This is a genomic window from Streptosporangium sp. NPDC049376 (assembly GCF_044466505.1).
Classification (GTDB): domain Bacteria; phylum Actinomycetota; class Actinomycetes; order Streptosporangiales; family Streptosporangiaceae; genus Streptosporangium.
The window spans coordinates 98,365-116,843 of sequence record NZ_JBITMT010000023.1 but is presented as its reverse complement, the minus strand read 5'-3'; the positions used below and the strand labels follow the sequence as shown (position 1 = coordinate 116,843).

At 71.1% G+C, this 18,479-nt stretch carries 17 protein-coding genes; 9 read left to right on the top strand and 8 right to left on the bottom strand.

What is annotated here, in order from left to right; all coding sequences use genetic code 11:
- Window positions 1-314: 314 nt before the first annotated feature.
- The gene (locus tag ACIBVQ_RS35420) at window positions 315-1,283 is read right to left on the bottom strand and encodes an Lrp/AsnC family transcriptional regulator (protein ID WP_399182982.1); all 969 of its coding nucleotides are present in this window, start codon (window positions 1,281-1,283) and stop codon (window positions 315-317) included.
- Window positions 1,284-1,396: 113 nt separating this feature from the next.
- Between ACIBVQ_RS35420 and ACIBVQ_RS35415 the strand changes: the two genes are divergently transcribed.
- Together ACIBVQ_RS35415 and ACIBVQ_RS35410 are read left to right on the top strand one after the other, a co-directional pair.
- Entirely contained in the window at window positions 1,397-2,182 is a 786-nt protein-coding gene (locus tag ACIBVQ_RS35415) for an inositol monophosphatase family protein (RefSeq protein WP_399182980.1), read from the top strand.
- A gap of 299 nt (window positions 2,183-2,481) precedes the next feature.
- Window positions 2,482-2,955, top strand: coding sequence for a hypothetical protein (locus ACIBVQ_RS35410; RefSeq protein WP_352012141.1), 474 nt, complete (start codon window positions 2,482-2,484; stop codon window positions 2,953-2,955).
- Between the two features lie 154 nt (window positions 2,956-3,109).
- On the opposite strand, the gene ACIBVQ_RS35405 is transcribed toward ACIBVQ_RS35410, so the two are convergent.
- A complete protein-coding gene (locus ACIBVQ_RS35405; protein ID WP_399182977.1) occupies window positions 3,110-4,363 on the bottom strand; it encodes a DUF418 domain-containing protein in 1,254 nt (417 codons plus the stop codon).
- Entirely contained in the window at window positions 4,360-5,082 is a 723-nt protein-coding gene (locus ACIBVQ_RS35400; protein ID WP_399182975.1) for a polysaccharide deacetylase family protein, read from the bottom strand. The genes ACIBVQ_RS35405 and ACIBVQ_RS35400 overlap by 4 nt, the downstream gene beginning before the upstream one ends.
- A gap of 109 nt (window positions 5,083-5,191) precedes the next feature.
- Between ACIBVQ_RS35400 and ACIBVQ_RS35395 the strand changes: the two genes are divergently transcribed.
- Genes ACIBVQ_RS35395 through ACIBVQ_RS35385 form a run of 3 tightly spaced genes read left to right on the top strand, consistent with a single transcriptional unit; the run spans window position 5,192 to window position 7,789 of the window.
- Window positions 5,192-5,788 (top strand): hypothetical protein, encoded by a 597-nt coding sequence (locus ACIBVQ_RS35395; protein ID WP_352012144.1) that lies wholly within the window; start codon window positions 5,192-5,194, stop codon window positions 5,786-5,788.
- 31 nt (window positions 5,789-5,819) lie between these two features.
- The gene (gene cseB, locus ACIBVQ_RS35390; RefSeq protein ID WP_352012145.1) at window positions 5,820-6,527 is read left to right on the top strand and encodes a two-component system response regulator CseB; all 708 of its coding nucleotides are present in this window, start codon (window positions 5,820-5,822) and stop codon (window positions 6,525-6,527) included.
- Window positions 6,528-6,568: 41 nt separating this feature from the next.
- Window positions 6,569-7,789 carry an ATP-binding protein gene (locus tag ACIBVQ_RS35385; RefSeq protein WP_399182972.1) on the top strand — a complete coding sequence of 407 codons (1,221 nt, stop codon included), beginning with the start codon at window positions 6,569-6,571 and terminating at the stop codon, window positions 7,787-7,789.
- A 135-nt stretch (window positions 7,790-7,924) separates the two neighbouring features.
- Here ACIBVQ_RS35385 and ACIBVQ_RS35380 read toward each other — a convergent pair whose 3' ends face one another.
- Complete coding sequence (locus tag ACIBVQ_RS35380; protein WP_399182971.1) at window positions 7,925-8,731, bottom strand: alpha/beta fold hydrolase; 807 nt, start codon at window positions 8,729-8,731, stop codon at window positions 7,925-7,927.
- 78 nt (window positions 8,732-8,809) lie between these two features.
- Window positions 8,810-11,485: an ATP-binding protein gene (locus ACIBVQ_RS35375; RefSeq protein WP_399182969.1), complete on the bottom strand. Its 2,676-nt coding sequence runs from the start codon at window positions 11,483-11,485 to the stop codon at window positions 8,810-8,812.
- 378 nt (window positions 11,486-11,863) lie between these two features.
- Between ACIBVQ_RS35375 and rox the strand changes: the two genes are divergently transcribed.
- Entirely contained in the window at window positions 11,864-13,384 is a 1,521-nt protein-coding gene (gene rox / locus ACIBVQ_RS35370) for a rifampin monooxygenase (protein ID WP_399182967.1), read from the top strand.
- A gap of 36 nt (window positions 13,385-13,420) precedes the next feature.
- On the opposite strand, the gene ACIBVQ_RS35365 is transcribed toward rox, so the two are convergent.
- Window positions 13,421-13,912, bottom strand: a complete 492-nt coding sequence (locus ACIBVQ_RS35365; RefSeq protein WP_386196925.1) for a TetR/AcrR family transcriptional regulator — start codon at window positions 13,910-13,912, stop codon at window positions 13,421-13,423.
- 85 nt (window positions 13,913-13,997) lie between these two features.
- On the opposite strand from ACIBVQ_RS35365, the gene ACIBVQ_RS35360 reads away from it, so the two are divergent.
- The gene (locus ACIBVQ_RS35360) at window positions 13,998-15,071 is read left to right on the top strand and encodes an FAD-dependent monooxygenase (RefSeq protein WP_399182965.1); all 1,074 of its coding nucleotides are present in this window, start codon (window positions 13,998-14,000) and stop codon (window positions 15,069-15,071) included.
- Between the two features lie 26 nt (window positions 15,072-15,097).
- Here the strand turns inward: ACIBVQ_RS35360 and ACIBVQ_RS35355 are convergent, their stop codons facing one another.
- The gene (locus ACIBVQ_RS35355) at window positions 15,098-15,700 is read right to left on the bottom strand and encodes a TetR family transcriptional regulator (protein WP_352012153.1); all 603 of its coding nucleotides are present in this window, start codon (window positions 15,698-15,700) and stop codon (window positions 15,098-15,100) included.
- 102 nt (window positions 15,701-15,802) lie between these two features.
- Here ACIBVQ_RS35355 and ACIBVQ_RS35350 point away from each other — a divergent pair, with 102 nt between their 5' ends.
- Together ACIBVQ_RS35350 and ACIBVQ_RS35345 are read left to right on the top strand one after the other, a co-directional pair.
- Window positions 15,803-16,990 (top strand): FAD-dependent oxidoreductase, encoded by a 1,188-nt coding sequence (locus ACIBVQ_RS35350; RefSeq protein WP_399182963.1) that lies wholly within the window; start codon window positions 15,803-15,805, stop codon window positions 16,988-16,990.
- Window positions 16,987-17,637: a DUF3159 domain-containing protein gene (locus ACIBVQ_RS35345; RefSeq protein ID WP_386196899.1), complete on the top strand. Its 651-nt coding sequence runs from the start codon at window positions 16,987-16,989 to the stop codon at window positions 17,635-17,637. The genes ACIBVQ_RS35350 and ACIBVQ_RS35345 overlap by 4 nt, the downstream gene beginning before the upstream one ends.
- A gap of 88 nt (window positions 17,638-17,725) precedes the next feature.
- Here ACIBVQ_RS35345 and ACIBVQ_RS35340 read toward each other — a convergent pair whose 3' ends face one another.
- Window positions 17,726-18,379, bottom strand: a complete 654-nt coding sequence (locus ACIBVQ_RS35340) for a TetR/AcrR family transcriptional regulator (RefSeq protein ID WP_362785251.1) — start codon at window positions 18,377-18,379, stop codon at window positions 17,726-17,728.
- Between the last annotated feature and the right edge of the window lie 100 nt (window positions 18,380-18,479).

The window sequence follows — 18,479 nt, the reverse complement described above, 5'->3', positions numbered from 1 at the left end:
GAAAGCTACGAGGCCGGGCTCTACCTCCGAGGCTCGATCATGTGGCTGAAGCTCCTTACCTCAACCACATGATCCGAACTCTAAACAGCTCCTAGCGCCGCGTTCCCGTGCGCCACGGGGTGTTCCCGGCCGTCGTCGAAGCGGCGACGCCCGGAGTTCCCGCGGCGGTCATGAGCGGCACGCGCTCAAGGAAGCACACCCGTCGGCCTCGGCCCAGCGAGAGTTTCACGCGTTTCTCAAGCCACTTCGCGCGGGCACGCGAAGAAGCCCGAAGGTGAGTCCCCGGTGTGCCCACCAGGGCCTTTGCCCGCGCGTCAGTCGCCGCTCCGCTGTGCGGACCAAGGGCCTGCGCCCATCGGCTTGACGGTTCTGGCGATGACGACGGTCTCCGCGCGCGTGATGCCCAGCGGCCCGAGGACGTCGGTGGTGAAGGCGTACAGCGCGTGCAGGTCGGGGCAGTAAAGCGCGACCACGAGATTGGTGGGGCCGGTGGTGGCGGCCACGGCGTGGGTGTGAGGGTGGGTGGCCAGCGTCTGCCCGGCCGTACGGAGCCGGGCCGGCGGAACTTCGAGCCACAGGTTGGCGTCGACGGCCAGCCCCAGCAGGCGCGGATCGACGGTGACGTGCGTACGAAGCATGCCGCCGTCCGTGAGGTGGCGCAGGCGTCGCCGGACGGTGCTTTCCGAGGCGCCGGTGCGGTGGGCCAGAGCGGCGTGGGAGAGCCGGGCGTCCTCGGCGAGCAGGCCGAGCAACCGCTCGTCAAGGAGATCAGGTGTGTGCGAGGCCATGCCAGGAGAGGGCTGGGCCAGGGCGGCGACCTGGCCGGGTGTGAGAACGTCGGCCCGCCAGCCGGCAGCGCCGGCGAAAGTGTGCAGAACACTGTGCGCGGTGGTGGAGGTGATGGCGCCTGTGGCGGGCAGCTGGCGGAAAAGCAGCCGATCACGATCGCCGGGGTCGGCGACGACCAGAACGTCGATCTCCTCGCCGCCCATCACGATGTCGACGGATCCGACGTCGGGGCGCCTGGCGAAGGACGCGGCGATGGTGTCGACCTTGCCGCGCAGGACCCGCACCCGTAGCAGCGTGGCACCGATGCTCTGTTCGGCCGTGATCGTCCGCACGACGGTGATGCCACCCTCGCGCATACGCGTGAGGCGGCGGGTGACCGTACGGGCCGAGACGCCCAGGACGGTCGCGATACGGCAGATCTCCACCCGTCCGTCAACCTGGAGGGCCCCGATGATGCGCCGATCCAGGTCATCGAGGGTGATGCCGGAATCCACCGTAGAAACATGCTTCATGTCTGATATCCGCCGTCTGGACAGGTTCCTGGGCCGCCTTGCCGCGCTTCGACAGTACTTCTGGGGTCAAGGACACCGTCGAGGGAGGCAGGACAATGAGTTATCGGGAACTGCTGCCGCAGGTCATCGGGATCGCGCGGCAGGTGGGCGCCTACGTGCAGGAGCACCGCCCCGCCGCGGTCGGGGCGAGTATGGCCTCGGTCATGGAGGCGTTCGGCACGGTCGACGGGCCTGCGGGGGAGTTCCTGCGCGAACGCCTCGGCGCCCTGCGGCCGCAGAGCGCTTGGAGTCCCGACGAGATCGGCACGGTGGTGGCCGATCACGGCGAGACATGGGTGTGCGACGCGGTGGACGGCGCCGTCCAGTTCCTGCAGGGGCTGCCCCACTGGGGCGTGACGATCACCCTGATCGCCGGCGGTGAGCCCGTGCTGGCAGTGCTGTGGGCGCCCCAGCTGGACGCTCTCTACACCGCGGTCAAGGGTGGTGGAGCCCACCTCAACGGGCGCAGGGTCAGGACCTCGGCCAAACGGCTCTCCGCGGCACTGGCCTGCACCAGCCAGCCCCCTTACAACCCGGAGCCGGAGCGCGCGGGCGCATCGCTGACGGCCATGCTGCGTCACACCCTGGCCGTACGCAACCTCGGCCCGACCGCCCTCCAGGTCGCCCAGGTCGGCTCCGGACACGTGGACGTCTTCTGGGAGTACGGCCACGACGCCAACAACCTGCTGCCAGGCTCCCTGATCGCCCGGGAAGGCGGAGCGCTCGTCACCGACGCCGACGGCGACCCGTGGACTCCGGCCTCGTCCACCTTCGTCGCCGCCGCCCCCATCCTGCACTCCGACGTCCTGAACGTCCTGCGCGGTCACCGGGGGAGCTGCTGAGCTTGATCGACCCACCCCTTCGCCCTTGGCCGTGGCTTCGGGAGTCCTGGGCCGTCACCGACGGTGGATCTCCACGTGGGCGGGGCGCCCTTCGCCGGCGCTCTGCCGACGGCCGGCGGCCGAAGGAGGTGGGCCCGTCCGGTTCGGGCCTACGGAAAGGGCGCTGCCGGGCCTGTGACGCATTTTCTGGGCGAAAGGTTGGTTTGTCCGGCTATGTGATGACTCACTGCGCAAGGCCCCTTATTCCGGGGCGACTGCATGGCAAGATGATCTTTGGTTACCCCGAACGGAGAGAAGAAATGCGCAAGACATCGGCTGTCACGACTCTGGCTGCCGTGGCGGCGTTCCTGTTCGTCGCCTCCCCTTCACCCGCCCTCGCCGCGCCCTCGGCACCGGCCCTGGCCGCCGCATCGGGCCTGAAGACGGTGTACGGCTGGGCGAAGCGGTCCGGCAACTCCGCCATGATCGTCACGCCGTACCGGGCGCACCGCGAGGGCACGGGCGGCGACTGGTATCTCGGCAAGCGCGCCGGTGACCCCGTCAGGATCGACTACACCGAGGGTCTGGACTACCGCCAGATCAACAAGAAGTGCGGCTACGGCCCGTCGCCGTACAAGAGCCGCAACACCCGGAGCACGTCCGCGACAGGCACTGTGAAGTGCGACCCCGGCCACCTCTACCTGCGGCTCCGTGAGGGACGCACCCCGGTGAAGGTCGTCTACGACCCCGCAGGCCCGATGGCGGTCAAGGTCTACGAACTGGTCGGTCCGTAACCGCGTCCGGCATGCCACAGGCCCGCACGCGGGCCGGACATGGACGTGCCGCCCCTGCCCGGCATCGGATGCCGGGCAGGGGCGGCACGTTCGGCCGTGTCGACACGGCCCGCAACCAGTTGACGGTGCTGATCGGCACCTCCGCCGGCCGGGACTATGAGCGTGCCCGGTGGCCTGTGCCGCGAGCCGGTACGGCCAGCACGATCGCGCGGTGGACCAGCCATTCCAGCGGCCCGCGCCGGAACCGGCGCAGCCACAGCGGGGAGAAGACCAACGCGAAGACAGCCATGCCCGCGAACAGGGCGAAGCCGTACGGTGGGTCACCCGCCACCCGCTCGATGAAGACCTGGTGGGCGGCGTACCACGTCAGCGCCAGGCTTCCGACGGCGGTCAGCGGCAGCAGCGCCCGCCGCCACCCGGGCCGCTCCAGCAGCGTGAGGAAGGCGGCCAGCAGCAGCAGGCCGACCCCGGTCATCATCGGTGCCATCGGAACGCTCAGCGCGTACAGCTGGTGCGGCGGCAGGGTCAGCACCGAGCTCCACGGCTGCAGCATCGGCCCGCCGGTGGACTCCATCATCGCCGCCAGCGCACGCTCGGCGCCCAGCGGGCCGAGCGCGAACCACGAGATCAGCCAGCAGAGGGCGACCAGCGACGAGCCGAAAAGAACCATTCGCCGATGTACGGCGCGGCTGCGCAGGTCCAGCCGACCGATGGCCAGCCCGGCCAGCAGCAGCGGGATCGCGTACGGCGTCTGGAAGCCACCGCCCAGCAGCAACTGGTGGAGCTTGGCGAGCCAGTCCTGCGGGTGGATCAGCAGCGTCAGGCCGAAAGCGGGCTCGGCGCCGGTGTTCATCGGGGAGATGGCCCAGGTGCCGCCGTAGTTCAGCACGACGAAGCAGAAGACGGGCAGCACGGCGCCGAGGACACCGGCCGCGGCCAGCAGCGTGCCCGGCCGTAGCCGCACCAGCGGCATCAGGATCAACAGCCACACGGCGTAGAACTCAAGGATGGACAGGTTCAGGCCGGACAACTGGTCCACGCACAGGCTGAACAGCAACAACATGGCCGCGCGGATCGCAAGCCGTTTCCTGGCCACCTTCAGTCGATCGCCGTCCAGTGATTCGGCTCCACCGGTCATCAGCGCCACCGAGATGCCGGCCATCAGCACGAACAGGCTCATCGACCGGCCGGAGACGGTCTGCTCGATCCAGTCGAGCACGGCCGGTTTGTCCCGCATCGGAGCCGGGCTCAGCCATCCGGTCGGGCTGACGTGCATGTAGACCATGCCCATGATGGCCAGCGCCCGTACGGCGTCCAAGCCCAGCAACCGCCCCCGCGGGGGCTGGGATCGGACGACCGGCGGAGCGGCCACCGGGGCGTCGTACGGAAGGTGCGCGGGATGGTTCATTTCAGGTAGTCCTCCAAGAGCGCGGGCGTCAGCCCGTCTTTCCTCGCCTGATCGATGAATGCTTCGATGTCTTCTTTGAATTCGTCACGGAAATGCATGAGAACGATGTCGCCCGGAACGAGACGGTCACCGGCGGCGAATTCGATATGGCCTTTGGCGATTTCCGCGCTCCAGCGCACCAGGTGTTTGACGCCGCATTCGGCGGCGACCTGCACGGTGGTGGCGTCGAAGCTGCCGTACGGCGGCCGCAGCAAGGTGGGGCGGCGGCCGAAGTCCTTTTCGAACCGGTCGGAGGCCGCGCAGATCTCCTTGTGCTGAAGAGCGCGCGGCCTGCCCGCCAGATCCGGGTGGCCGACGGTGTGGTTCTCGACCACCGCGCCGGTCCGGTAGCGCATTCGGCGGAAGAAGCCGCTGTCCTGCCGGACGTACTGGCCGGTCAGGAACAGTGTCGCCTTGATGCCTGACCCGCGCAGCAGGTCGATCATCCCCGCGTGGCGCTTCAGGCCGTCGTCGACGGTGAGGAAGACGACGCGATCTTCGGTGGGGACGCGGTGGACGGCCTTGCCCGCCTGACCGGTCTGGCCCGCCGGTTGTGGCGCGGCTGCGAGCGTCCGGGCCGTCAGGCCGGACGCGAGAACCGCGGCGGCGGCCAGCACCGGAACCGCGCCGGTGAGAACGGTCCGCCTCCGATGCTTTCCCAGCCCTTTTCCGTGTTCCATGGCCGCCACCGTAGGGGCCGCCTCCGTAGGTTTATTTCAGCTTTTCCATCGGCCGCCCAGAGGTAATCCATAGGTTCTGTAACAATGCGTGGACGGTATTATCGGCGGCATGTCGCTGAAAAAACGGTTCACCGCCGCGGGAGCCGTGCTGTTCGGTCTCGTGGTGGCCGGGACGGTCTCCCTGGCCGGGTGCGGGATCGATCCTCGGGTGCGTCTGGAGCACCCGGCCGGGCAGGAGACCGGGCGGAGCACGTCCTCCACGGCGCCGGCGCAGACCGCGGTCGCCGTCCCCTCCGACCTCGACGGCCTGCGGGTGCTGCGGGAGGATCCACGCCTGGGCACGAAGACCACCTCCGCGATCAGACGCTGCGAGGGCGGCCGGTTCCCGGTCTACTCCGAGGAGATCTCCCTGTCCGGTCAGTCGGAAGGCGTCCACCTGATGGCCGTCACCGTCTACACCTGTCCCGGCCGCAGCTGCGGGTACGAGGGGACCCGCGGCACCTACGTCTACCGCCTCGAACAGGGCAGGCCGGGTGAACGGGTCTACGCCCACCAGGGAGCGGGCAGCCGCGTGGAGGTCCGCGACGCGGCCCTGGTCCTGATCCGGCCGGACTACCTTCCGGGCGACGACGCCTCCTGCCCGACCACCACCCGGGCGACACCGCTGCGCTGGAACGGCCGCACGCTCGTTCTCGACGGCGCGTGAGACGACGCGAAAGGACGAGGGCAGGATTTCCATGGACGCCGCCGAGACCCCGCATGTGCTGTTCGTCGAGGACGACGAGGTGATCCGGGAGGTGACCCAGCTGACCTTGGAACGCGACGGTTTCACGGTCACCACCGCCGCCGACGGGCCGGCCGGGCTGGAGGCCTTTCGCGCCCGCACTCCCGATGTGGCGCTGCTGGATGTGATGCTGCCCGGGATGAACGGGGTGAGCCTGTGCCGGCGCATCCGCGCCGAGAGCCTCGTCCCGGTGATCATGCTGTCGGCCCGGGACGACGCCGTCGACGTGGTCGTCGGTCTGGAGGCCGGAGCCGACGACTACGTGACCAAGCCCTTCGACGGCTCGGTGCTGCTGGCCCGCATTCGCGCGGTGCTGCGCCGCAGCGGGCGCAACGGCGCGGCCGGTGCGGACACCGGGCAGCGTGCCCGTCAGCTGCGCTTCGGTGATGTCGACATCGACGTCGACGGCGTACGGGTGCTGCGCGGCGGCAGGCCGGTGGCGCTCACCCCGACCGAGATGCGGCTGCTGCTGCGTTTCGCCGAGTCCCCCGGCACGGTGCTCAGCAGGGACGTGCTGCTGGAGAGCGTCTGGGACTACGCCTACGGCGGCGATTCGCGCCTGGCCGACATCCATGTGCAGCGCCTGCGCAACAAGATCGGCGCCGACCGCATCGAGACCGTGCGCGGGTTCGGCTACAAACTGCGCGCGGAGAACGAGTGAGCTCCTGGCCGAGACCTCAGCGTACGGCGGGAGCGCGGCGGATGAGCCTGCGCTGGAAGATCAGCGCCGCCGTCGCCGTGGTCAGCGTCCTGGTCGCGGTGGCGCTGAGCCTCAGCGTCCATCTCGCCTACGCCCGCAGGCAGGCCGACGACGCCCACCGCCTGCAGGCCGAACGCATCCGCCTGCTGCTGCGCGAGTACCACCGAGGCGGCCAGACGGTCTTCGGCAGCCGGCTGGACGACCCGGCCGTGCCGGCGGACCTGCGCGCGGCGGCGCGGGACGGGGTCGTCGCCACCGCGCTGCGCCGGACCCGCGAGGGCACCTTCGTCTGGGCGGCGGCCGGGACCGGCGGTCACGTCCTGTCACTGCGCTCGGACTACGGCCCCAGCCTTGCGGACCTGGCCGCGCTGGACCGGGTCCTGGTCCTGGGCTCGGCCGGGGCCGGTGTCGGCGGCACCCTGGCCGGGATCGCCGTCGGCGCGCGCCTGTCACGCCGGCTGCGGCGGGCCGCGGCCGCCGCCCGCCACGTCAGCGCGGGCGATCCCACCGTCCGGGTCGGCGCGGAGATCGGCGGCCGCTCCCATGACGAGGCCGCCGAACTCGCCCACGCCGTCGACGCCATGGCCGAGGCCCTGCAGGGCCGTCTGGAGGCCGAACGCCGGGTCACCGCCGACATCGCCCACGAGTTGCGCACCCCGCTCACCGGCCTGACCACCGCCGCCGAGCTCCTGCCGCCGGGACGGATGACCGACATCGTCCAGGACCGCGTCAAGGCGCTGCGCGCCCTCACCGAGGACGTGCTGGAGGTGGCCCGCCTGGACACCGCCACCGAACGCCCCGCCCTGTCCGACGTCGCCCTCGGCGATTTCGTCACGCGCCGGGCGACCGCCTTCGTCCCCGACGCGCAGGTGCGTGTCCGCACCGGCACCGTGGTCGCCACCGACCCGCGCCGCCTGGAGCGCATCCTGGCGAACCTGCTCACCAACGCCACCCGGCACGGCCGGCCGCCGATCACCGTGGTCGTGGACGGCCTCCGCGTCACCGTCCATGACCACGGTCCCGGCTTCCCCGACCATCTGCTGCGCGACGGGCCGATGCGTTTCCGCAAAGGCGGCGACCCGGCCGCCGCGGGCCACGGGCTGGGTCTGACCATCGCCGCAGGCCAGGCCGCCGTGCTGGGTGCCCGTCTCACCTTCACCAACCCTCCCGAAGGCGGCGCGCTGGCCACGCTCGACCTGCCCGTGGCCTCCGACGTTCCATGACGCGGCCTGCTCAAGGCGGTTTCAAACAGGTCGAAACGGCACGCGGCGGGCATCCGCCCCATGAACACCGTGTGAGGGGCGGCCCCTGACCGACCTCCGCGCCTCCGCCGGACGCGGTTTCCGCCTGAGCCGCGCTCACCGCCCGGCCGTGTGCGCGAGGACGGCGGCGGCCAGCTCCTCGTGCACCTCCGGCGGCAGCGTGTGCCCCATGCCCTCGATGATCATCAGCCGCGCCCCGGGGACGCGTTCGGCGATGATCGCGCTGTGGCCCGGCTTGGCCGGCTCGCAGCTGCCCTCGATGACCAGGGTGGGCGCCTTCACCCGGTGCAGCACGCCCTCCGGCTCGAAGTCCGGCTTGGCCATGGCGGCCAGCCGGTGGTTGGCCACGGCCGACAGGTCGCGGGCACGGTCGTAGATCCGCTCCTGCAGCCGGCGCGCCGCGTCCTCGTCGAACGGCAGTTCGTCGCCGTGCAGGAGACGCTGTTCGGCGATCATGCCGTCGATCGTCGCGCGCCTGCCCTCCGGCGGCGGGCCGGCGATCAGCGCGCGGTAGAAGTCCACGAACGCCGGCGTCGGCTCCGGCAGGCTGCCCTCGGGCTGTGGCTGTCCCATCAGGGCCCGCATGATCACCTCGCCCTCCCTGCCGCCGAGCGGCGAGGAGCCGATGACGGTCAGCGAACGCACCCGCTCCGGGCGTTCCACGGCGACGTACTGGCCGAGCAGGCCGCCCGCCGAGTGACACACCAGGTGGGAGCTGTCCAGCCCGTGGGCGTCCATCACGCGGTAGACATCGTCCTTGATGTCGTTCCACGTGTACGGGTGGGCCGCGAAGTCGACGGTGCCCGACATGCCGGTGTCCCGGTGGTCGTACCGGATCACTCGGCGGCCTCCTGCGGTCAGCCGGCCGACGAACTCGTCCGGCCACAGGATGGCCTGCGACATCGAACCCATGATCAATAGGATCGGCGCATCCGTCTCGGCGCCGAACTCTTCACTCCAGATGGTGACGTTTTGCATGTCTCAAAGCATGCCGTCGCCGGCTACGGGCGCCTTCTGTAGAACTACTAGCCGCGCCAGATCCGTACGGGAGCCGATGCCCAGTTTGGGATAGATCTTGTACAGGTGGTACTCGACCGTACGCGGACTCAGGAACAGCTGGGCGGCGATCTGCTTGCTCGACAGACCGTCGGCGACCAGGCCCGCGATGCGCAGCTCCTGTGGGGTCAGCGCGTCCAGCAGAGACGCGGGGGCCGCGTGCGACTCACCCGCCGCGCGCAGCTCCTCCTGCGCGCGCCGCGCCCACGGCCTGGCCCCCGCCCGCTCGAACGTCTCCCATGCCGTACGCAGGTGCGCCCGCGCCTCACCCGGCCGTTGCGCGCGGCGTAGCCGTTCGCCGAGCAGCAGGGACGTCCTCGCCGCCTCGAAGGGGTTGGTGTGCAGCTTCAGCGCTTCGAGGAAGGCGTCCTCGGAGGAGCAGGCGAGGCCGCGGCAGCGGGCCAGCAGCGCGCGTGACTCGGGCGTCGCCGCGTTCGCCGACCATCGTTCGTACGCCTCCAGCGCCGCCCGCGCGCCCGCCTCGTCACCCGCGCCCACGGCCGCCTCCAACCGGTCGGGGGTCGTGCGCCACACCACGGTCGGGTGCCCGCCGCCCGGCCCCGCCGACGCGATGGCCGTGAAACGGTCGTGCGCGGAGGCGTACCGGCCGAGGCACAGGTCGAGCAGCGCCCGTGCGTACGCGGCCACCCCGATCCGCAGCCCCACCCGGTGCGGGACGGCGATCGCCAGCGCCTCCCGCGCCTGCCGCTCGCAGGCCTCCTCCTCGCCGCGCAGCGCGGCCAGCACCGCCAGGTTGGCGAGATGGGCGGCCACCGTGTTGGCGTATCCGGCCTCCCGGGCCAGCTCCAGGCCCTCCTCCGAGACGGCCTGGCTGCGCGCGAGCTGCCCGGCGATGCGCTCGGCGGTCGCCACGAACTCCAGCACCACCGGCAGCTGCCCGGCCATCCCCGACACTCTGGCCACCCGCCCCGCGCGGCCCGCCAGCTCGTTGGCCAGATCCGGCTCGCCCAGGTAACTGGCCGCGGCCGACGCCCACAGCCATCCCGCCGCGTCCTCCAGCTCGCCCGTCCTGGCCAGCGCCCGCCGCAGCAGGACCGGTCCGGAGGCGTCACCGTCCACGGTCAGGCCGATCCCGGCCACGACGTCCCGCAGGAACCCCTCCGGGTGCGCCGCCGCCCGCCTGCCGAGCTCGACGACCGAGCCCATGTCGCCGACGTACGAGGCCGCCTCCGAGGCGTCGGCCAGCATGTCCAGGCCGTCGCCCGCCGCGAGGATCCGTACGGCTTCGGCGGCGTTGCCCGAGTTGAGCTCGAACCTGCCCCTGAGCCGGGCGATCTCCATGGCCAGGGTGGCGTCGGCACCCGCGCGTTCGCGGGCCTCGGCCAGCAGGGACTCCGCCTGTCCCGGACGGCCGCCGAGCCAGGCCGCGACGGCGGCGTCCTTCAGCCGTACGGCTCGGGTGTGCGGTCCGGGCGTCAGCTCGGCGGCCCTGGCCAGGGCGGTCGCGGCGGCGGCGTACCCGCCCCGGTCGCGTGCCCGTTCGGCGGCCTGTTCCAGTTCGGCGGCGACCCTCTCGTCCTGGCCCAGCGCGGCCCTCGCCAGATGCCAGGCCCGCCGGTCGCCCGTGGCCGACTCCGCGAGGACGGCATGCACCCGCCGCACGTCAGCTCCTTGGGCTGCCTCGTGGACCGCCGAGCGTATGAGCGGATGCCTGAACCGCACCCCGTCGCCCGCCGTCTCGACCAGCCCCGCCGTCTCCAGCTCGCCCAACGCGACCCGCCCGGGTTCGGAGCCGGGCCGGGGAAGCAGGCCGGCGGCGGCGCGCAGGACGAGGGACAGGTCGGTCTCGACGGCGGCGACCAGCGCGACCAGCCGGGCATCGGGGGACAGACCGGCCACGAGGTCGCCGAACAGCCGGGAGCCGCCCGGCAACGGATCGGGCAGTGGCTCACGGCCGGTGAGCTGCGCGGGCGTCAACCGGGCGGCGATCTCGCCCAACGCGAGCGGGTTCGCGCCGGTCAGCGTGACGAGTTCGCGCCTCACCGGCGCGGGCATCTCCCCGTGACGCGTCTCCAGCAACTCGTCCGCAGCCGCCTCCGGCAACCCCCGTACGTCCACCGCCGCCGTCACCCCCTTGACCGGCGCGTCACCGCGTACGGCGAGCAGCATGGCGACGCGTTCGGTCCCGAGCCGCCGGGCGGCGAACAGCAGCGCGTCGGCCGAGGCGCGGTCGACCCACTGGAAGTCGTCGACCACGCAGATGAGCCCGTCCGGCGCGGCGGCCTCGGCCAGCAGCGACAGCACCCCGGCCCCCACCAGGAACCGGTCACCCGCGCCCCCCGCCGCCATGCCCAGCGCGGCGCGCACGGCGTCGCGCTGCGGCTCGGGCAACGCGTCGAGTGACCCGGTCACCGGCCACAGCACCTGGTGCAACGCCGCGAACGCCAAATCGGACTCCGACTCGACGCCCGTGGTGCGCAACACCCGCATCGACCCGCCCCGCGCCGCCGCCGCGTCGAGCAGCGCGGTCTTCCCCGTCCCCGCCTCCCCCCGCAACACCACGGCGCCGCCGCGTCCCTCACGCGCCCCCGCGATCACCTCGTCAAGCGCACCGATCTCCACCGATCTCCCAAAAAGCACATCCCCACCCTAGGAGCCCTCCCGGAGAGGTCGATCGCGTCTGTTGGGCGCTCTGAGGCGGCAAAGCTGTGAGTGAGCGACCGCCGTCGGCCCCGTTGGGTCGGCTTGGGGTCTTCCAATGGCTTCCCAGCTCTGCGAACAGAGGGTCGACCGGACCACCGTACGGACTTGTTCGGCGCCGTGATCACGTGGCGGAAAAAGGAGTGGGCGGGATCGCATCGGACTGGTAGCTTGCAGCTGACCGTGACACCGCCGAGGAGGTGAGACCCATGAACGCTGTATCGATGTGGGTGCTCCCCCTTCCCGTCACGGCCGGGCGATTGACGTAGGTGTCGCCGGGAGCGCCTCGCCAACAAGGCACTCCCGGAAGGCAACACCATGGACTTTTCGCAGGTCACCGCTGGGCTGTCGTCGAACGACACGGTCGAGCGCGACTTCACCCCGGCAGCCCCGGGCGCCGATCACGCGCCTCTCGTTTTCGACGTGATCATCGCCGGGTGCGGGCCGACCGGCGCGACGCTGGCCGCGGAACTGCGGCTGCACGATGTGCGGGTGCTCGTCCTTGAGAAGGAGACCGAGCCCAAGTCGTTCGTCCGCATAGTCGGTCTGCACGCCCGCAGTCTTGAGCTGATGGCGATGCGCGGACTGCTGGACCGCGTCCTCGAACACGGAAGGCGGCGTCCGGCCGGTGGTTTCTTCGCCGCCATCCCCAAACCCGCGCCCGAGAACCTGGACTCCGCGCACGCCTATCTGCTGGGCATCCCGCAGCCGGTCATCGAACGTCTCCTCGAAGAACACGCCATCGAGCTGGGCGCTCAGGTCCGGCGTGGCTGGACGGTGACCGGTTTCGAGCAGGACGACGAGGGCGTGACCGTCGAGCTGGCCGACGGGCGACGGCTGCGTTCGCGCTATCTCGTCGGCTGTGACGGCGGGCGCAGTACGGTGCGCAAACTGCTCGGCGTCGGCTTCCCCGGCGAGCCCTCGCGGGCCGAGACGTTGATGGGCGAGATGGAAGTGGGTGCGCCGCAGGAGGAGATCGCGGCCAGGACGGCCGAGGTCCGCGAGAGCCATCAGCGATTCTGGCTGCGGCCCTTCGGGGGAGGGGTCTACAGCGTTCTGGTCCCCGCCGAGGGAGTCGGGGACCGCGCGGAACCGCCCACCCTCGAAGATTTCAAACAGCGGTTGCGCGCCGTCGCCGGAACGGACTTCGGCGTGCACTCCCCGCGCTGGTTGTCCCGCTTCGGGGACGCCACCCGGCTGGCCGAGCGTTATCGGGTCGGGCGGGTGTTGCTGGCCGGTGACGCGGCGCACATCCATCCACCCATCGGCGGACAGGGCCTGAACCTTGGCGTTCAGGACGCGTTCAACCTCGGCTGGAAACTGGCCGCGCAGATCCGCGGCTGGGCCCCGGAAACACTGCTGGACACCTACCAGGCCGAACGGCACCCCGTCGCCGAGGACGTGTTGGACAACACCCGCGCGCAGACGGAACTGCTGTCCACCGAACCGGGCCCGCAGGCCGTGCGCAGGCTGCTCACCGAACTGATGGACTTCGACGAGGTGAACCGCCACCTGATCGAGAAGATCACCGCGATCGGCGTCCGCTACGACTTCGGCGCGGGCCCCGACCTGCTTGGCCGCCACCTGCGTGACATCGAGGTGAAGCAGGGCCGCCTCTACGATCTGCTGCGTCACGGCCGCGGCCTGCTGCTGGACCGCACCGAACGCCTGACCGCGGGCGGCTGGTCGGACCGGGTCGACCACCTCGCGGATCCCACCGCGGCGCTGGATGTTCCGTGCGTTCTGCTACGTCCCGACGGCCACGTCGCCTGGGTCGGCGACGACCAGCAGGATCTGGACGACCACCTCTCCCGCTGGTTCGGCAGGCCCGCCGACTGATTTCGCCTGAGCGGTCACCTTCGGGGCCGAGCCGGATCAGGGTTCGGTGGTGAGCGACCGGAGTTCGGCGATCACGTCCGCGCCTGAGGGAGCGTGGTCCGGATCAAGCAGCCATTGCATCATCAGACCGGTCAGCAGGGCGAGGGGGACCGAGCCGCCGAGTCCCTCTCGCCCCTCCCGCTGCCCTCTGGCGAGGTGTTCGCGCACCTCCGGTGACCGCTCCGCCTGCACCACGGCCTCAAGCTGCGCCACCCACAACGCCCGGTGGGTGGTGAAGCTGTCGATCAGGGCCTGCCAGTGTCGCTCCGGCTCGTCCGAAGAGGTGCGGTGGGCGAGTTCGTCGCTGAGTTCGTCGACCGCCTCCACCAGGGCCTGGGTGAGCAGCGCGTCCTTGGAGCCGAAGTGGTAGCCGATGGCGGCATGACTCACTCCGGCGGCCGAGGCGATGTCCCGGACGGTCGTGTGAGCCCAGCCGCGTTCGATCAGGCACCGCTTGGCCCCGGCCAGCAGATCCTCTCGGTTTCCCATGCGGTGCAGCATAGCCGATGATTTGACCGTTCGGTCTATCCAAATGGATTGACCAAATGGGCAAATCGGCTTACCGTCATGCCCCGTGACCAAGACGAAAGTTCTGATCTCCGGTGCGAGTGTGGCCGGGCCCGCCCTCGCCTTCTTCCTGAACCGCGACGGATACGAGGTGAGCGTGGTCGAGCGAGCCCCTGAGCTTCGTGACAGCGGATACGCGGTGGACTTCCGCGGTGAGGCGTTCGACGTGTTGGAGGACCTGGGCGTCCTCGTCGAGATGCGTGGGCACGACACGAAGATGCGCGGCACCACCTTGCTGGACGACAAGGGCGTGGAGACCGGACGGCTGCCCGCCGAGGCGTTCGCCGGTGAACTGGAGGTGCCGAAGCAGGCACTGACCCGGATCCTTCACCGCATCACCGCCGACGACGTGACCTACGTGTTCGACGACTCGATCAGCGCGCTGACCCAGCACGGGTCGGGCGTCACGGTCGAGTTCGAGCGCGGAGCCGCCCGGGAGTTCGACATGGTGATCGGAGCCGACGGCGTCCACTCCAAGGTGCGGCAACTGGCCTTCGGCCCGCACGCCGGGGCGCTACGCCACCTGGGCCTGTCCGGAGCCGGTTTCAGCACCGCCAACCACCTCGGCCTGGAGCGTGGCGGCCTGCTGCAGCAAGGCCCTGGCGCGGCCCTCTACCTGTTCGGTTCCGGCGCGCCGGACCGCCTTACCGTCAGCTTCTCCTTCGCCACCGCCTCACCCGCACTGGACCGACGCGGCCGAGACGAGCAGGAGAACGCGGTGCGGGAGGCCTTCGCCGGTTTCGGTGGGCAGGCGCCCCGGCTGCTGGAGGCGATGAGCGAAGCGGACGACTTCTACTTCTCCTCGGCCTGCCAGGTCCATCTGGACCGCTGGTCGTGCGGCCGGATCGCCCTGGTCGGCGACGCGGGCTACTGCGCCGCCCCGACCAGCGGCATGGGCACCTCACAGGCGCTGATCGGCGCCCGGGCGCTCGCCGGAAACCTCGCCTCGGCGGCCGGAGACCACACGGCCGCCTTCGCCGCCTACGAGGAAGAGCTACGGCCCTACGTCACCGGGAACCAGGCCGCGGGCCGCCAGGCCGCGACGATGTTCGGCGGCGACGCCGGCCTGACCGGCTCATAGGAGGCGGAGAACATGGTGAGCGGCGTTCACCACGCCGTCTCCTGTCGTCCGGTGAGGCAGTGCTGTACGACCGGACCGAACCGGGCCACCAGCTCATCGGTGGGCGCGGAGGCGATCGGCTCGATCCGCATGATGTAACGCGCCACCGCGAGGCCCAGAACCTGGACGTTCACCATCCCCGCCCGTAGCGCGGCGTCCGGTGTGCCGAGCATCGCCACGAGCCGGCCGGTGATCTCCCGGTCGATGAACTCGCGGAGCAGCGCTTCCGACGCCTCATGGGTGGGGGCCGACCGGGTGAGCATCACGAGCGGCGTGCGGTCGGATTTATCCAGGTTCTCCAAGAGCGTCCGGATGATGCGCTCACCGATGCCGTCGAGACCGCCGGCGAACATCGACTCGATGGCCGACGTCAGGTGGGCGGGCATCTCGGTGACCGCGGCGAACAGGCCCTGCTTGGTGCCGAAGAAGTAGAACACCATGGCCGGGTCCACCCCCGCCTCGGCCGCGACCGCGCGCACCGTCGTGCCGCCGTAGCCGTTCTCGCGGAACAGCGTGCGGCCGGCCTCCAGGATCTGCTGCCTGCTCTGCTCACCGGATCGCCAGCGTCCGGGACGACTGTGTTCTGTCATGGCGGGTAGATCCTATCGGACATTTCTTCACCAGTCGATGATGTTTCTTCCCCGGCGCGGGTACGATGAACTTCATCAACCGATGAAGAAAGGTGGGACGGAATGCGGGTGATCGTTGTCGGTGCCGGACTTGGCGGGTTGACGCTTGCCCACGGGTTACGCCAGGCGGGCGTCGACGTCATGGTGTACGAGAGGGACGGGCCGCAGGGGCGCCCGCAGGGCGTCAGCCTGCATTTCGACGACAGGGGAACCGCCGCGCTGCGCGCGTGCCTGCCGCCGCGGCACGTCGCGATGGCGGAGGCGACCATGGGCGGTCCGCGCGAGCGGAGGCTGTTCCTGTCCGACGTGGACGGGGAACTCAAGGTCGTGCGCACCCAGCCGCTCGCCGGTACCGCGGGACCGGTGCGGCCCGGCCGGCAGGCGCACCGGCCGCTGCTACGGGCGGTGTTGCTGACCGGACTGGAGGAAACGGTGCGGTTCGGGGCGCGGTTCACACGGTTCGAGCAGCGGGCCGACGGCACCGTCCGGGCGTGGTTCGCCGATGGCGGCACCGACACGGCGGACGTGCTGGTCGGCGCGGACGGCATCGGTTCCGCGGTCCGGCGCCAGTACCTGCCGCACGTGCGGGTGGCCGACGCGGGAAAGCGCATGGTGATGGGCGCGACACCGCTGCGGGCCGTGGCCGGTACCGGGCTGCCCGAGCTGATCGGCCACAGCGCCACCAGCGCGCGCTCGCACGGCACGATGATGGCGATGGGCGCGTTGCGGTTCACCCGGCCACCGGCCGCCGCGCGGGAGAAGTGGCTGCCCGCCCTGGACCGCCGCGCCGTCGCCGAAGCCGAGGACTACGTGATGTGGACGCTGTCCGTCACGCGGGAACGGCTCGGTTCCACCGGCTCACCGGCCGACGCGTGGCACCGGGCCAGGGGACTGGCCGTCGGCATGCACCAGACGTTGCGGCTGGTCATCGACCAAGCATGGCCGGACCTCACCGTCGCGCTGCGGATCGGGCTGATCCCTCCGACGCCGGCATGGCCGGCCACTCCGGTGACGCTCATCGGCGACGCCATCCACGTGGCACCGGGTTTCGGGGGCAACCTGGCGATGCGGGACGCCCGCCGCCTGCGTGACGAACTGGTCCAGGCCGCCCGGGGAAAGCGGGACCTGCGCGCCGCGATCGGCGCCTACGAGGACGCGACGCGCCGCGACAACCTCTCCACTCCCGGCGCGGCGGCCGGAACCGGCCCGGGAGCCCGGCAGCGGACCGGCGCCACGGAGCCGAGCGCATGAACCTCACCATGCTGACGCGGAGGTCGCTGTCCTTGTTCGCCGCGGTGGGTGGCTGGCGCACACTCGCGGAGGCCGTCGCGTCTCGTGCGCTGTTCCTGGTCGCCTATCTGACGAGCGGTCGCGTATCGGCCTCCGCGCTGATCGCGGTCGTCGGCGTGCTCGCCTTCGCGGTGGCCCGGGTGTGGACCGACAGGAAGTACTGGCAGGCAGCCGGTGGGCTGCTCGTGGTGGGGGTCTCCGCGTTGCTTGCGGGGAGCACCGGGCGCGGGGTCGACTTCTACCTTGTGGGCGTGCTGACCAGTGCGGTCGGCGGGGCCGTGTTCCTGGTGTCCGTGCTGGTGCGGTGGCCGGTGGTCGGGCTGGTGCTGGGGGCGGCGCGTGACGATCGGTTCGGCTGGCGGCGGGATCGCGCGAGGCGGCGGCGCTACCAGAGGTGCACGGCGATCTTCCTGGCGAAGTTCGCCCTCGGCACGGCGTTGATGGTGCCTCTGTACCTGGCCGGGCAGGTGGTCGCGCTCGGGATCGCCAGCACACTGCTGACCACGCCCGCGACGGGCGTCTGCGCCTATCTCAGCTGGCGCATCCTCCGCGCCGAGGCGGACCCCGCAGGACCGGGCCCCGCCGTGACGACGCCGAGCCCCGGCTGACGGCCGCGTCCGGTCCGACCGGTGCGCCGGCTCTGCGACCGCCGCGTTTCGAACGGAGCGTGGTGACACGGCACCACCGGGAGGCGTGTCAGGGGATCGCGGCCTCGATCCGGGCGAGGTGGGCGGCGAGGATCTCATCGAACGCGGCCCGGCGGTCGGCTCCGAGGGGGCGGATCTCGCGGGCGAAGTGGGCCAGGGCGGGGAAGCGGTCGGGGTCGGCCCCGAGGACCGCGACGCGGAACTGCTCCATGCCCTGTTCGTACTCGTCCGGGGTGAGGGTGCCGATTCCGGCCTCGGAGACGATCAGTGCGGAGAGGAGGATCACGAGCCGGTGGTAGCGGGAGGGAATCTCCTCATCGGGCAGGCCAGAGGTCCGCAAAGCCTGCAGTGCCTCCTCCATGACCAGCCGGGAACCGGCGCCGCCGGATCCGTAGCGTCCCCAGACCGCGGCGAGCTGGGGGTGCCGGCCGAAGGCCTCTCTCAGGCGCAGGGCTGTCGCGGTGATGCGCTGCCTCCAGTCACCCTCGGGGCGGTAGCCGTCCATCGCGGCCACCAGGATCCGGTCGGCGACCGCGCGCAGAAGCTCGGTCTTGTTGCGGAAGTGCCGGTAGAGGCTGGAGGAGTCGGTCCCGAGCGTCGCGGCGAGCCTGCGAACGCTGAACGACTCGGCGTCGTCCGTGCGCAGCAGTTCCGCCGCCGTGTCCAGGATTTCCTCCGTCGACCAACGCCTTCGGCCTGTCATCTCGCCCCTCTCGTCCGCGCCCGGATCAGCATATCTTATGCACTTGCTGATGCACGCACTGCGTGCATAATGGAGGCGTCTGCTGGCTGGAAGAAGAGAG